Raw genomic sequence first — 14,244 nt, forward strand, 5'->3', positions numbered from 1 at the left:
TCATGAAGAGAAATAGCACAGGATTAACACAGGAGAACACAGTGGCAATGGAATCCAATTTATTAACAGATGCGGGCGCAGATGAAGTGAATCAAGATTTCAGTGAATATGTTGCCAACCTGCAACTTCACATGACTCTGCAAGCTCGCAATCTTGTTCCATCCCTGAAACAAACACTGGTAGATAGTCGCCAGCAATTACTCCATCAAACCCAAGCCCACTTTGAAAAGCTAGTTTCTCGACAAGGGCTGTAAATATATACAAATTTTAATCAAAATTCAAATAAAATAAAGGCAGATGTTGTTACGTTAACGCCAATGGTGTTCTCACAAGGTCTGCTTTTCTGCTTTTTTAAGTATTAAATTACTCAAATCACACTTTTGACGCACTAGTAAAGGGCAGAAAGCAGTTAATATTATTGCAGCAGTTCCTTTGAAGAGCAGTTAGTTAAGGCTAAATAGCGGCTCGAATAAAAATGACTTCATTACTTCCCAGAAACCTTAGCGTTGTTATCCGACCAGTCCAATACCGGGATTTGGACGGAATTGAGCGCATAACTCAAGAGTCATTCGCAGCCCTTACTCCCCAGGGAGCAGGTTTTGCCATCAGCCAGATGCTCATGCTGCGTCGCTGGTATGGATTACTCAAGTTTTTGAGTTGGTTTCCTAACCCACTCCAGTATCGCCTCTGTGCTTATGTGGCAGAGCAAGGGCGGATGCTTCTAGGAATGATTCAAGTGTCACCCTTTAACCGGACACGCAGCACTTGGCGCATCGATCAAGTGCTGTTAGAGCGTGGTGTCGATAAACAAGGAATTGGTTCGCAACTTTTGCGTCATTGCTTTGAATCGATTTTGGAAGCTCGCACTTGGCTACTGGAAGTTAACATCAATGACATAGAGGCGCTGGCACTATATCGCCAAAATGGATTCCAGCGTCTGGCAGAAATGACGTATTGGGAAATTGGGCCAGAATTACTGGCTGAATTGGCACAAGCAGAGCCAGATTTGCCCAACCTTTTGCCAGTGAGTAATGCTGATGCCCAGTTGCTATATCAACTAGATACAGCATCTATGCCACCTTTGGTACGTCAAGTTTTTGACCGCAATACCCGCGACTTCAAAACCAGTTTATTCGGCGCTCTGACTGATGCAGTGAAGCAATGGCTGACGAAAACAGAAGTAGTCAGTGGTTACGTATTTGAACCCCAACGCAAAGCTGCCATTGGCTATTTTCAGGTGCAACTTGACCGGAAGGGAGAAGTTCCTCACTCTGCAACGCTGACAGTTCATCCTGCTTACACTTGGCTGTATCCAGAATTGTTATCTCAACTGGCTCGGATTGCCCAAGATTTTCCTCAGCAAGGTTTACAACTAGCCTCCTCCGACTATCAGGCAGAGCGAGAAGAGTATTTGGAGCGAATTGGCGCAAAACGCATAAAACATACATTAGTTATGTCTCGCTCGGTGTGGCACAAGCTACGAGAGTCGAAATTTGTCTCTTTAGAAGGAATTCAGTGGACTGATATGCTGCAAGGTTTACAACCAGCACGTAAACCTATACCAGGTGGAATGTCATGGATACAACCAGGAAAGCTGCCATCGCCAGATAAACCACTGCCAATTAAGTCAGAACCGATTAACTTTTCGGTAAAAAACCCAAGCATAGAAGCATCGCCGATTTCTGAATCAGCAGATGCAGAGCAGGAGAATTAGTGATATCCCAGGAGCAGCCAAAACTCTTTATTTCAGCCTTGGGACTAGATTTTGGTCGCAAGCGGATTGGTGTGGCTGGGTGCGATCGCACGGGTTTAATTGCCACTGGGATTACCACAATTGAGCGCACATCTTTTGAGCAGGATGTCGAGCAAATCCGGCAAATAGTTAATGAACGCGAGGTGCAAATCCTAGTTATGGGCTTACCTTATTCAATGGATGGCTCTATAGGATTTCAAGCGCGTCAAGTTCAAAAATTTACTACAAGACTTACTAAAGCCTTGAAACTGCCTGTGGAATATGTAGATGAGCGATTAACTTCATTTCAAGCAGAGCAACTGCTAATTGCTGAAAACCGCTCTCCATCACGCCATAAAGCTTTGATTGACCGCAAGGCAGCCGCTTTGATCTTGCAACAATGGCTGGATGTTAAGCGTGCTAGTTCCCGTAGTTCAGTTGCGGCTATTGAATATTGATACCTTTTAACATGATATTCTGAAAAACGATTAGCTAGCAGTTGTATCTACGTGTAAAGCTATTTTGTTGACAAAAACATCATTAAATAGTTAAGCGATTTCTCAACTTGCTGGTATTTATTAAATTTTTACATTTCGGCTATGTTTTCTCCTCCATTTCCTGAAGAAAATGATAACGCTCATGCGGGTTCCATCACTTTAACCGATGAAAAAGGGCGATCGCTCGAATGTTATGTAGAGCATTCCCTTGAGGTCGATGAACAAGAATACGTTTTACTTCTTCCTGTAGACTCACCTGTAGAGATTTTTTCTTGGGAAGGCGACGATGAGGAAGAAGAAGCGGTTCTGGTAGAAGACGACAACATCATTGAGCAAATTTTTGCCACTGCCCAAGCTGTACTATCTGAGCAGAATCTGATATTAAAGAACACAGCTTATGCTTTGACCGTTGCAGGTGATTTACCGCCAGTTGAAGAATCAGAACTCTTCACCTTAGAAATTGAAGACGAAGAGGCAGATTTAGATCCAGAGCAATTACAGTTACTTGCTAGCTTCTATGATGAAGATCAGGAGTATGCAATTTATACACCCCTCGATCCCCTGTTGTTTTTTGCACGGATAGCAAAAACAGGTGAACCGGAATTACTCTCTCCAGAGGAGTTTCGCAAAGTGCAACCCCTGTTAGAGGAACATCTTTTTAATGAAGTAGAATAAAAATAAAAATTCAAAATGTTACATTTTCATTTTGAATTTTTATTTTAATCGAAATCTACTTAAACCTTTTACCATATCCCATTAAATCTGGAAGCAATGAAAAATTGAAACAAAATTGGGGTAATTTGTGTTGTTTAAAATTCTGAAAAAAGCATTTTAGCAAGGATTTTTAATCCAAAATAAAAAATTACCATGAGGTGCTGAAAATGGCTTATAGCGACTTTACATTAAGTAAATTTAAAAAGTCATTCAGCATCCGCATCGATGAAGAAACTGATTTATGTGCCGACATAGAACCTTTACAGGCAAGTGAGAAACTCAAAAATTCTTTAGAAGAAACTACAGAACTGGCTTTAGCAATTAATACTGAAAAAGCTCGTTCAGAAATGATTATCACTCCGATCTTGTTGGAGGTAAGACGCAGGGCTAATTATCCAATTAGTTTATTTTCGGGAACAGATTTTAATGTAGATGCAGAAAACGGTCTGAATGGCTATTGTGACTTTATCATCAGTCGTTCTAAAGAGCAACTAACAATTAATGTGCCTGTAGTGGTTATTATTGAAGCCAAAAATGAAAATATTAAAGGTGGATTAGGTCAATGTGCGGCCGCAATGTTGGCAGCACAATTGTTTAATCAACAAGAAGGAAATGAAATCAGAAAAATTTACGGCGCAGTAACTACAGGGGATATTTGGAAGTTTTTGAAGTTAGAAGAAAACGATATATTTATTGATTTGAGTAATTTTTACATCAAAGAAATAGATAAGATATTAGGGATTTTATCTCAAAATGTTCAGGGAGATATTCCAGAATGCAGTTCGACTAACTAAACTATATTGGGTTATGCTCATTTGTCTGAGCTATTTAAATTTGACTGTTGACTATGGCCTGGAACAACCTTTTGCAACCTGACTTGATTTTAGAAGGTTCAGTGTTGAATCTAACACCAGATATTATCCAAAAATACGGGCTTAAAGGGCTGGTGTTGGATGTAGACGAAACCTTAGTACCTTTTACAGTAGGGATGGCTTCCCCAGAACTACGAGAGTGGGTAGAACAAATTCGTACCTGTACTGCATTGTGTTTGGTAAGTAATAACCTGAGTGAAGCACGAATTGGGGGAATTGCGCGATCGCTCAATTTACCTTACTATTTGGGTGCAGCCAAGCCCTCTCGACGCAAAATTAGGGCAGCAGTCAGAACAATGGATCTACCAGTGCATCAAGTGGGGATGGTAGGCGATCGCTTATTTACCGATGTCATAGCAGGTAATCGCCTGGGGATGTTTACCATTCTAGTTGAACCGATTGTCCATGCAGACGCAGCCCTCCGCTCTCATCCCGTCCGCAACTTTGAAGTTTGGGTATCTGAAATCTTAGGAGCCTCTATTACCCCCAAGAAAAGCAAGATTCATAAAAGTTAAGAAATCGTCAGGAAAGTAAATCTAAAGAAATGGTTAAGGAATCTTACTGGAAGCCAAAAATCGGGGATCATAAGTATTAATAACATGGGGTCAGCCAAAAAAGACCCTAACTCATACTAAGTAAATATACACCCGTAAAGCGTCAGCCTTCACTATAGAGGGATTGGCGCTTTACAATTTCTTTAGTCATTTGTCATTTGTCCGTTGTCATTCGTCCGTTGTCATTCGCCAGTTAGTAATGACCAATGACCAATGACTAATGACCAATGACCAATGACTAATGACTAATGACCAATGACTAATGACTAAAACAATTGTTGTCAAAATCGGTACTTCTAGCCTAACTCAACCAGAAACGGGACAATTAGCACTTTCTACCATCGCTACCTTGGCGGAAACACTCTGCCATTTGAGAAGCCAGGGACACAGGGTAATTTTGGTTTCCTCTGGTGCTGTGGGGGTAGGTTGTGCGCGGTTGGGGTTAACAGAACGTCCTAAAGCGATCGCACTCAAACAAGCTGTAGCAGCAGTTGGACAAGGTAGGTTAATTCGGATATACGATGATTTATTTACTACTCTGCAACAGGCGATCGCTCAAGTATTACTAACTCGCAGTGACTTAGTACAGCGCAGCCGCTATCTCAACGCCTACAACACCTTTCAGGAATTACTGGGACTGGGAGTGATCCCCATAGTCAATGAAAATGATACCGTAGCTATAGATGAACTAAAATTTGGTGATAATGACACCCTTTCGGCATTAGTTGCCAGCCTAGTAGAAGCAGATTGGCTATTTTTGCTTACCGATGTCGATAGACTGTACTCAGCCGATCCGCGTTCCGTACCAGATGCGCGGCCGATCGCTCTAGTTAGTAGCATTAAAGAATTAGCTGAATTACAAATAGGTTCCCAAGGTTCTCAGTGGGGTACTGGTGGGATGGTGACAAAAATTTCGGCTGCGAGAATTGCGATCGCTGCGGGAGTGCGGACTGTAATTACTCAAGGGCGATTTCCCCGGAATATCGAAAAAATTATCCAAGGCGAACTTATTGGGACGCATTTTGAACCGCAACCTGAACCAACTTCGGCGCGTAAACGTTGGATAGCTTACGGACTTTTACCTGCGGGTAAATTGTATTTAGATGAAGGTGCGATCGCGGCAATTTCTCTTGGGGGAAAATCGTTATTAGCTGCTGGAATTAAGTTAGTAGAAGGAGAATTTGACACACAGGATGCTGTGCAATTGTGTGATAGCAACGGTAACGAAATTGCCAGAGGACTTGTGAATTACAACAGCAATGATCTGCAAAAGATTCGTGGCTGTCATTCACGAGAAATTCCTACAATTTTAGGCTATGTCGGTGTAGAAACAGTTATTCACCGGGATAATTTGGTTTTGATTTAGTAAAGTCAAGCGAATAATTAAAGCAAAAATTTAGACAAACAAGCATTGTTGTTTACACATAATATAAATGTATACTATAATTCATACCAAAGACTTTATTTACCTTCAGACTAAAAGTTTGAAGCTATACATACTTAGCCTACTTGTGTAAGCTAGTAACCTTATAGCGATTTCTGATCTAGTGAGGTATGTTTTCAAAGCTACTAACCTTGGTAAAAAAGATTTGGGTGTACTTCAATTGCTTAGGAAACGCTATATAAAGTTAATTTAATTAGCCCGATTTATTTAAGTAGCAGATGCAGGACAATTCTGAAATCACATTAAATTGGTTTGAATCTTATGATGACTCCCCAGAGGAAGAATCATACACGATAAATGAGTATGAGATAACAACATCTCCTAATGATTTTAATACTCGCACAATGTATGACTTTATGGAGTCTGGTGCAATTAAGATTCCGGCTTTTCAGCGTAACTATGTATGGGATATTAAACGAGCTTCAAAATTAATTGAATCTATTATTATTGGTTTACCTATTCCTCAAATATTTTTGTATGAAGAGTCAAGAAATAGTTTTCTTGTGATAGATGGACAGCAACGCCTGATGTCCATTTTTTATTTTATAAAGCAAAGATTTCCAAAAAAAGATAAAAGAAATTTTCTGAGGAGAGTTTTTGAACAAAATGGTAAAATACCTGACAACGTTCTTAATGATGATGAATATTTTACGAGTTTCAATCTACAGCTACCTGTAAACACGCCTCACCAACCAAATAAATTAAATAAACTCAACTACTCTACACTTGCTGAATATAAATTTGCATTTGATTTAAGAACCATTAGGAATGTTTTTATTAAGCAAAACTTTCCTGAAAATGATGATTCCTGTATATATGAAATATTTAATAGGCTTAATTCTGGCGGTGTCAATTTGAAGCCTCAAGAAATACGAATGAGTCTTTACTATTCAGACTTTTACACTATGCTCTACAAACTTAATACGCTTACAGAGTGGCGTAAAATCATTGGTGTGAATGAACCAGACTTGAATATGAAAGATATTGAAACCCTGTTGAGAGGATTTGCAATATTGATGGAATGGGAAGCATATCAATCTTCAATGGTTAAGTTTCTTAATGATTTTTCCAGAAAGTGTAAGAAATTGAGTAAAGAAAAAATAAATTATCTTGAAATTTTATTCAACTCTTTCTTACTAACTTGTTCAAATTTACCTGAAAAAGCTTTTTATTTAAAGACAACGAAGAAATTTAATATATCTATGTTTGAGGCTGTGTTTTTTGCTCAATGTAGCAGTGCATTTAAAGAACAATCTTTAGTAGAAAGAAAGATAAATTCTGAAAAGCTTGAATCGCTAAAAAATGATGCAGAATTTATAACAGCTATTCAATCTCAAACAACGAGTAAAGAAAATGTCAAAAAAAGGCTTGAAAGGGCAATGAGTATTTTGTGTGAGCAAACACTATCTTGAGGAAAAATGGGAGATACTATTGTTGATCGCATATATAAAGATAACTTAGAATTACTCGAATATCTAAACCAGCAGAAAGAAATATCTTTTGCTAGTCAATTCGATGTAACTTTTAAGAAATCCCTTTTGTTGTCATCAGCAAGCTTTTTCGAGGAAGAAATTTGTAAAATAGTTCAGGCTTTTGTTGAGCGTAAGACTAGTAATGATAAGTGTATAATTTCTTTAGTCAAACGTAAGGTAATTGAAAGGCAATATCATACTTACTTTGAATGGGATGCCAAGAATGCAAATAAATTTTTTGGATTATTTGGTGATGACTTTAAAAATCAATTATTACAAAAAATAAAAAAAGAGCCTAGATTGGATGTCGCGATCAAAGCTTTTTTAGAGTTAGGCAATATAAGGAATTGTTTAGTTCATCAGAACTTTGCAAACTATACAATTGATAAGACTGCCCAAGAAGTATATGACTTATATCAAGAGGCTATGATATTTGTGCAATGGCTATCTGATAATTTCGAGAATTCCTAAATTTTGTCAACGCATTTACTCTAGATCGAGGAAGTATAAATATCCAGGCTAAAACCTTTCTACAGCAGTGATTCAGTGATTTTTATGATCTACTTTATTCATTCATCCTGATTTCAGCTAATCTCACAGCCCCCCACAAAGGCGCATCATCACCCAGCACCGCCGGTACAATTTCAAAATCAACCTCCGGTAAAGCCGTCTCCCGCGCTACCTGACGCACCACCCGCCAAAAATCCTCTCCCGCCTTCGTCACACCGCCTCCCAACACAAAGCGCTGCGGATTCATCAAGTTCGCTACATTGCCAATACCCACGCCTAGCGCCCAAGCAGCCTTACGCAAAACTTCCTTAGCCAAATCATCCCCAGCCGCCGCCGCTTCACTTACCAACTGTCCCGTCAGCAAAGTTAAGTCATCCCCCACCAAACCCCTCAATACCTCTCCATCTCTGAGTCCTCCGCGCCTCTGCGGTTCGTTCTCCAAAATTTCCCTAACATTTTGCGCCATATAAGGCCCCGAAGCCAAACGTTCCACACATCCCCGCTTCCCACATAAACACACTGGCCCAGCAGGATCTACAACAATATGTCCAATTTCGCCAGCCATCCCACCAGCACCCCGCCAAGGCTTACTGTTGAGTATCCAACCACCACCCACGCCAGTGCTGACAGTAATATAAAACAGGCTATCGTATCCCTGTCCCGCACCAAAGCGATGTTCACCCAAAGCAGCAATATTAGCGTCATTATCTACATCAACAGGAACGCCAAACTCATCCTCCAGCAAAGCTTTGAGAGGAATATTTTCCCATCCAGCGACATGATGAGATAGTCGCACCGTCCCCGTGGAAGCATCAACCGGGCCGCCGAAGCTGACACCGATCGCAGCAGGTTTTGCATCTTCTAGCAGCGAGTAAATTAGCGATCGCATAATTTCCAAGTCAGTGCTAGCATTTGCACCTACTGGCGAGAGACGACGTTCATAACGCAACCACTTTCCCGAACCAATATTTACCAATGCAGCCGCAAGCTTAGTTCCGCCAAAATCGAGAGCTAAAATTAATGTCATTCACTCACCTTTTCTTGAGTTCAATACTTCGTCAATAAACTGTTGTAATCGTTCATAATGGGAACCTTTCCAATAAATGCGATCGCAGTCTTGACAACGCTGGAATTGATCGATCTGGCATCGCACTTTTTCTGGCACTTGTTCAATAATGGATTGCTTATCTACACATTCTAATAATCCATTGCAACGCAAACACCGTTTAAATGGTGCAATTAATTTAAATAAGTCGAAGCGTTGTAGTACTTCTATAATTTGTTCTTGAGGGTTAGTATTTCTAACGTAATACCCATGCGTTACCAAACTACGCATTAATAAACCCTTATCACGAGTCAAGAGAATCCGCTCTTGCCTAGAAGATATTTTGGCTAATTTATCATCATCGTAGTCATTGCGGTATAAAGTATCAAAACCTAAAAGTCGTAATGATGTCGCCAGTTTCCCCAAATGAATATCTAAAACAAAGCGGATAATACTGAGTGGTTTTGGCAAAACAGAAATGCTTGGTATAATGACACTCCTAGCTGAAATTGGATAAACATTGATAGCATCTCCATCCGAAACTATGTAAGAAAAATTTACATATTTACCATTAACATTTATAAAATCAACTTCGGGATGAGGGACACCTAACGACTCAATCATGTCCTTAATTGAAGCTTTCTCCTCAAAAACATGAGATATTTTCACCTGCTTGTGATGCCGTGGTAAAAAATGATTCAATTCTGCATGGAAGTAGAAATATGCGATCGCCATAGCCACAGATATTTGGATTACCCTACTGGCAAGAATTTGTCACAATTGCAAAACTCTATCTATTGTATTGAAAAAATCAATACTTGTTAAAGTGAGGTATTTCTACTATAAAATGCCCTTTTACCTTAATTAAAACTATAAAGATTCTCAAATACTTGCATTTATTATTGAGTTCAGTTACAGTCAAATCAGATGCCTATCATCAAACTCTGACATAAGTTTCAGGAAGTTAGATTAGGTAAGAAGGTAAATAACAAGTTTGTTAATGTTGATGTCAGTGATGCTGTTAATAATTGGTCACTAGTTTTCAACATTGATTTATAGCGCATGAAATATGGGGCACTAAAGCATTTACCCCTATTTTGGTTGTTTTTATTTTTCCAATTTAATTGAGAATTATTTGCAATATGTGTAAATTTATAGATATATTAAAAGCAGATAGGGGAGAAAGATACATAAACTCGTATTGGCTGATTCCGCATCGCTCTTTAGGAATATCTTCTTCAAAAGAAAGACAACAAACTAGATTTTTATATGTAAAAACAGGATTGCTAACTAACTATATAAATAACTTCAGCAAAACTTTAAACAAGTATCTTATTGCCAGCAATGTTTTTGGTTGTAGTATCGGCTACATTGATATTGCCAGCAAGTTAATCCTTGGTGACTCTCCAAGTAAGTTTGCGTTTATCTATAAGATTGAATTTATTTGATTTTACCCAAGAAAGGAAGTTAATGAAAACCGAGTTTCAGCAAGTGAAAATTTATAAAATACCAAAGAACAATAAAACTAGATACAAAATTAACGTTGCTCATACGGAAAAATCTATCTTGACACTATTTATCTTTATTGTGGAGAATTTATTAACCGGAAAGACCTCGATCAATAATGATGTTATAAAGTGGCTACCTAGTTTTAATAGGGAAATGAATATTGTTCTTTTTTATTTCCTTTAGCCAAGGATATTGTAGTGAAGAACACAAATGTATTTGTTAATACCTTTTGTCCATAAAATACGCTAATGAGTACAGCGAGATGAATAATTTTTTTTGTTCTGATGATTCACGGCAAGTAGGAGAAGATGTTATTGGTAGTGCCACTAATTATCAAACTTATATTTTAGTTGAGTGTCCTTTACCTTGGACATCAGAAGCCTTTAACTCCAAATGGGTACCTCAGAATTTGAGGATTTTGGTAGAAGAAGTGCAGCGTGCTAAACTACCGATTAGATTTCTTTTAATTGCTAATGATGTCTCACACAAAGTAAATCACACTACGCTTTTAATTTATCAAAAAGAAGACGGACTAAGTAATGGATACCATAAGCAAGAGTTTAAGCTAGGAAATATTGAGCAAGTGGCAGGAGTTGTCCAAAAATGGTTACGGGGTATCAGTTCTAATTTTGAAGTAGAAGCTAGTAGAACTAGAGATATTTTAGTTTGTACCCACGGTAGCCATGATAAGTGTTGTGCGAGATATGGCGCTCCTTTTTACTTCCATGTGAGAGCGAGTAATGCTGATTTGTGCTTAGATAATGTGCGAATTTGGAAATCATCGCACTTTGGTGGACATCGGTTTGCACCAACAGTTATAGATTTGCCAGAAGGAAGATATTATGGTCGTCTCGATCAAGATTCATTTAGATCGATTTTGACTCGTACTGGTGATATTCAATGCTTACATCAAGTCTATCGAGGCTGGGGAATTCTACCTGCTGCACTTCAGGTTTTGGAAAGAGAGTTAATTCTTTATAAAGGGTGGGATTGGTTTAATTACAAAGTTGCAGGTAAAATTTTAGAGCAAAGTTTAGACAATAGTACTATCTTAGCTGAACTTAGTTTTGAACAACCTTGTGGTTCTCTCTACACTTACCAGGCTAAACTTGTGAAAGATGAAACTAAGACTCAACAACTGAAGAGTTCATGTAATGCTACACGAGAGTTGGTAGTTACTAAATATGCTGTTGGTAGTCTTTGGATTACTTCTAGTAAGGTGATGAGTTATAGTACGTAAAAGATGAGAGTTTTGAAACGCAGAGGGACGCAAAGGGAAGCGCAGAGGTACGCGAAGTATTGCTGTATTTAGTATAACGCTGCACAAATACGTAACAAAATCTCTGCGTACCTTTTCGTTTCCCTCTGCGCCCCTACCCTGCGGGAAGGCGTACCACTTCTTGGAAGCAAGCTACGCGTAGCGTCTCGTAGAGAAGCGCCTATGCGTTTAAATTCAAAATCAAGATGAAGTCATATTTAAGACTTTTCGTAACAGAACTTGGTCTTCTAATTTGGCTTTTAAACGACCATTCTCGATATCTCGAATCCAGCTTTGGCTTTTACCTGTGAGTTTTGCCAATTCTCTTTGGGAAAGATTCAAATTTTTTCGCGCCTGCAAAATCTGTTCACCCAGTAAATCGTTTGTAGCTTTGGGCTTCTTTTTGGCTTTAGCAGTTCGCCGTTGCTTTTTTTCCGATTCTGAGATTTGCTGTTCCCATTCTGGTGGAAGTTCAAAAGCTAAAATCCGCGCATTCATGAGCAGATTCCACTTACCACGGGGGCCTGTGTCTGTGAGGCGAGTTTCAGAACCACCGTCGTTAGTCCAAAATTCTAATGCTTCATCTGGATCTTCGGGAAGATCAATTAACTTTGCCCACAAAGGTTGAATTTCTGGTGGGTAAGTAACCGGATCGAAAAGTGGTTTCATTCCATAGTGATTGAGAATTTCTAAGTCGCTTTCAAAGGTTCGCAACAGACGTTTGCGTTCTTCCCGTTGTCTGGATGCAAGAGCGACTTTTTCTTCACCGTAAGCAATACGCAGCAAGGTAGGAATGGTAATGCGTTGTTCTTTGCCCATTTTGGTTTTAAACAGCAACCACAGCATTAACCGAACCGCGCCTTCATGTTGCTGCCAAATGCTCATAACTGTGGTTAGCAGCGTTTTCGGAAGACTGCCGTATTGATAGAATGCGGTTCGCTCTTTACATGCTTGTTTGTTTAAGAAATATTGTGCCCATAAGCCTGCTTTGACTTTAAAAGTTAACCCAATCAGATATTTGCATCCATGATTGTCTTCTTGGAAGTGGTGCTGAATATCTACTAAGTGCCATAAGCGGCTGTTTGTAACAGAGAATCCGTTAATTCGACCTTGTTGGGGCCAATCAATGGAGATAATTAGGGAGCAAGCTTGCTGGACAAGATTTTTCATTAAAGCTAGCTTGGCAGCTTTGCTCAAGTCTTTGCGTTTCTCCATCCCCAAATATTTCTCGATTTGTCGCTCATCGATCGCAAATTCTTGCTCCCAAGGTTGCTCTAAGGCTGTGGCATAACCTGCAAAAATTAGATGTATGCAAGCGGCTCTGATGTCAAGCGCTTCAATTGCTGCTATATCGGTGGCTTTGTCATTAACTTGGAATGGATCTTGGATGTGAAAGGCGATCGCACCTCGTCCTTGATTGACTTGTCGGCTATAACATAGATACCCGTCTTCATCGGTTTCCCAATGTAGTGATGTGCGTTGCCCTAGTACATTACACGCTTCCCAAATTGCGATCGCAGAAGCAAATGGATTATTCTTGCCGTTAGAAAACAAGTCTAAGCTGCTAGCATCTCTCGGTTCAACTTTGCATCTCCCTTTTTTTGCCTGCCAAGGAATGGGAGAATTAGTTGGACAAGCTATTACACATTGCGGTTCTGAATAATAGCCCTCACAATTATTACAAAGACCAGGATCAACCCAATATTCATTGTCCTCTATTTTGATTGCACCCGTAGGACATTGGGGGCGGCAGTTGTCACATCCAACGCAACTGTTGTTAGGAATTGTATAAGGCATTTGGCTCTTTTCCCACTCTAATCGTTGAGATGTCTGTCTCAGGTCTCCCCTGGATGAGTCCTGTCTATCAAACAGAATTCAGGAGTCAGAATTCAGAATTCAGAATGGGCTAAACCTTAGCTATCCGCTAACAGAATTAATTCTGTATGACACAACGATCGGGTCAGTGCATCGCTGGCAGATAGCGCAGCGTAAAGCCTTCGGCATGGCTTCGCTTAGAGCGAGTCCGCGTTCGCGCAGCGTCTCGTAGAGAGCGTCTGAATAAATGGGTTTAAGACCCCCACAAAATCTTTGATTTTATGGTCTGATTCTGACTCCTGGATTCTGACTTCTGGATTCTTCATTTATGACTCGCTACCACATAATCTTTCTGGCGAGAAAAATTATTCTCACCATATTCACTCCCCACATCCATATTTTGACTTGGCATCCAATTGGAGGCTATTTAAGGCTTTTAAACCGAGCCTGACAAAACTTATTTATTAACTATACATTTCATGAAAAAAATGATTAATTTGTTCGTACCGAGCTTAGAAAGATATCTTAATCTTCATTTAATTACGTATTCAATGAACATTTTAACTTTAACCATAAAGTGTTTTGAGAACATATCTAAGCCTGATGTGATTGAACTTCATCTGATTTGTTAATAATTTTAATATTTAAGACATGATCGTATTCTGCCATAAAAATCACAGTTGCTTTATAAAATGATTATGTTTCCTTCATAAACTCATTATATTTATTTAAATCGAAAAGCAGTATTTATTTTGTCATCATTTATATAAATAGTTGAATCAAATTAAATTGCAAATTGTTGCTTCGTAAAATACATATTGC

General features: G+C 39.2%; 14 protein-coding genes. 11 read left to right on the plus strand and 3 right to left on the minus strand.

Going from position 1 to position 14,244, the window contains the following annotated elements; genetic code table 11:
• Window positions 1–47: 47 nt before the first annotated feature.
• The 9 genes from FD724_RS04710 to FD724_RS04750 all read left to right on the plus strand — a co-directional run bounded on the left by FD724_RS04710 (window position 48) and on the right by FD724_RS04750 (window position 7,756).
• Window positions 48–254, plus strand: a complete 207-nt coding sequence (locus FD724_RS04710; protein ID WP_012407131.1) for a hypothetical protein — start codon at window positions 48–50, stop codon at window positions 252–254.
• Between the two features lie 221 nt (window positions 255–475).
• Complete coding sequence (locus tag FD724_RS04715) at window positions 476–1,714, plus strand: GNAT family N-acetyltransferase (protein WP_179071753.1); 1,239 nt, start codon at window positions 476–478, stop codon at window positions 1,712–1,714.
• Window positions 1,714–2,190: a Holliday junction resolvase RuvX gene (gene ruvX / locus FD724_RS04720; RefSeq protein ID WP_179071754.1), complete on the plus strand. Its 477-nt coding sequence runs from the start codon at window positions 1,714–1,716 to the stop codon at window positions 2,188–2,190. The genes FD724_RS04715 and ruvX overlap by 1 nt, the downstream gene beginning before the upstream one ends.
• A gap of 141 nt (window positions 2,191–2,331) precedes the next feature.
• Window positions 2,332–2,904, plus strand: coding sequence for a DUF3727 domain-containing protein (locus FD724_RS04725; RefSeq protein WP_179071755.1), 573 nt, complete (start codon window positions 2,332–2,334; stop codon window positions 2,902–2,904).
• A gap of 206 nt (window positions 2,905–3,110) precedes the next feature.
• Entirely contained in the window at window positions 3,111–3,737 is a 627-nt protein-coding gene (locus FD724_RS04730; RefSeq protein WP_179071756.1) for a hypothetical protein, read from the plus strand.
• 53 nt (window positions 3,738–3,790) lie between these two features.
• Window positions 3,791–4,330: a YqeG family HAD IIIA-type phosphatase gene (locus FD724_RS04735; RefSeq protein WP_179071757.1), complete on the plus strand. Its 540-nt coding sequence runs from the start codon at window positions 3,791–3,793 to the stop codon at window positions 4,328–4,330.
• 301 nt (window positions 4,331–4,631) lie between these two features.
• Complete coding sequence (gene proB, locus FD724_RS04740; protein WP_179071758.1) at window positions 4,632–5,735, plus strand: glutamate 5-kinase; 1,104 nt, start codon at window positions 4,632–4,634, stop codon at window positions 5,733–5,735.
• Between the two features lie 296 nt (window positions 5,736–6,031).
• Complete coding sequence (locus FD724_RS04745) at window positions 6,032–7,225, plus strand: DUF262 domain-containing protein (RefSeq protein WP_179071759.1); 1,194 nt, start codon at window positions 6,032–6,034, stop codon at window positions 7,223–7,225.
• A 6-nt stretch (window positions 7,226–7,231) separates the two neighbouring features.
• On the plus strand, window positions 7,232–7,756 hold the full coding sequence (locus FD724_RS04750; RefSeq protein ID WP_179071760.1) for a HEPN domain-containing protein: 525 nt from the start codon (window positions 7,232–7,234) through the stop codon (window positions 7,754–7,756).
• 94 nt (window positions 7,757–7,850) lie between these two features.
• On the opposite strand, the gene FD724_RS04755 is transcribed toward FD724_RS04750, so the two are convergent.
• Both FD724_RS04755 and FD724_RS04760 read right to left on the minus strand, forming a co-directional pair.
• Window positions 7,851–8,822, minus strand: a complete 972-nt coding sequence (locus FD724_RS04755; protein ID WP_179071761.1) for an ROK family protein — start codon at window positions 8,820–8,822, stop codon at window positions 7,851–7,853.
• The gene (locus FD724_RS04760) at window positions 8,823–9,575 is read right to left on the minus strand and encodes a Mut7-C RNAse domain-containing protein (RefSeq protein ID WP_179071762.1); all 753 of its coding nucleotides are present in this window, start codon (window positions 9,573–9,575) and stop codon (window positions 8,823–8,825) included. It lies immediately after the preceding gene.
• A gap of 407 nt (window positions 9,576–9,982) precedes the next feature.
• Between FD724_RS04760 and FD724_RS04765 the strand changes: the two genes are divergently transcribed.
• Both FD724_RS04765 and FD724_RS04770 read left to right on the plus strand, forming a co-directional pair.
• Window positions 9,983–10,288 carry a hypothetical protein gene (locus FD724_RS04765; protein ID WP_114083607.1) on the plus strand — a complete coding sequence of 102 codons (306 nt, stop codon included), beginning with the start codon at window positions 9,983–9,985 and terminating at the stop codon, window positions 10,286–10,288.
• A 323-nt stretch (window positions 10,289–10,611) separates the two neighbouring features.
• Window positions 10,612–11,589: a sucrase ferredoxin gene (locus FD724_RS04770; protein ID WP_179071763.1), complete on the plus strand. Its 978-nt coding sequence runs from the start codon at window positions 10,612–10,614 to the stop codon at window positions 11,587–11,589.
• A 219-nt stretch (window positions 11,590–11,808) separates the two neighbouring features.
• Here the strand turns inward: FD724_RS04770 and FD724_RS04775 are convergent, their stop codons facing one another.
• Entirely contained in the window at window positions 11,809–13,404 is a 1,596-nt protein-coding gene (locus FD724_RS04775; RefSeq protein ID WP_179071764.1) for a helix-turn-helix domain-containing protein, read from the minus strand.
• Between the last annotated feature and the right edge of the window lie 840 nt (window positions 13,405–14,244).

It is taken from the genome of Nostoc sp. C057, from assembly GCF_013393925.1.
In the GTDB taxonomy this organism is placed as follows: Bacteria; Cyanobacteriota; Cyanobacteriia; order Cyanobacteriales; family Nostocaceae; genus Nostoc; species Nostoc muscorum_A.

Coding starts and splice junctions, on each gene's coding strand:
- FD724_RS04760 (WP_179071762.1), bottom strand. CDS start 9,575: ATGGCGATCGCATATTTCTACTTCCATGCAGAATTGAATCATTTTTTA.
- proB (WP_179071758.1), top strand. CDS start 4,632: ATGACTAAAACAATTGTTGTCAAAATCGGTACTTCTAGCCTAACTCAA.
- FD724_RS04710 (WP_012407131.1), top strand. CDS start 48: ATGGAATCCAATTTATTAACAGATGCGGGCGCAGATGAAGTGAATCAA.
- FD724_RS04770 (WP_179071763.1), top strand. CDS start 10,612: ATGAATAATTTTTTTTGTTCTGATGATTCACGGCAAGTAGGAGAAGAT.
- FD724_RS04755 (WP_179071761.1), bottom strand. CDS start 8,822: ATGACATTAATTTTAGCTCTCGATTTTGGCGGAACTAAGCTTGCGGCT.
- FD724_RS04750 (WP_179071760.1), top strand. CDS start 7,232: ATGGGAGATACTATTGTTGATCGCATATATAAAGATAACTTAGAATTA.
- FD724_RS04725 (WP_179071755.1), top strand. CDS start 2,332: ATGTTTTCTCCTCCATTTCCTGAAGAAAATGATAACGCTCATGCGGGT.
- FD724_RS04745 (WP_179071759.1), top strand. CDS start 6,032: ATGCAGGACAATTCTGAAATCACATTAAATTGGTTTGAATCTTATGAT.
- FD724_RS04730 (WP_179071756.1), top strand. CDS start 3,111: ATGGCTTATAGCGACTTTACATTAAGTAAATTTAAAAAGTCATTCAGC.
- FD724_RS04735 (WP_179071757.1), top strand. CDS start 3,791: ATGGCCTGGAACAACCTTTTGCAACCTGACTTGATTTTAGAAGGTTCA.
- FD724_RS04765 (WP_114083607.1), top strand. CDS start 9,983: ATGTGTAAATTTATAGATATATTAAAAGCAGATAGGGGAGAAAGATAC.
- FD724_RS04715 (WP_179071753.1), top strand. CDS start 476: ATGACTTCATTACTTCCCAGAAACCTTAGCGTTGTTATCCGACCAGTC.
- FD724_RS04775 (WP_179071764.1), bottom strand. CDS start 13,404: ATGCCTTATACAATTCCTAACAACAGTTGCGTTGGATGTGACAACTGC.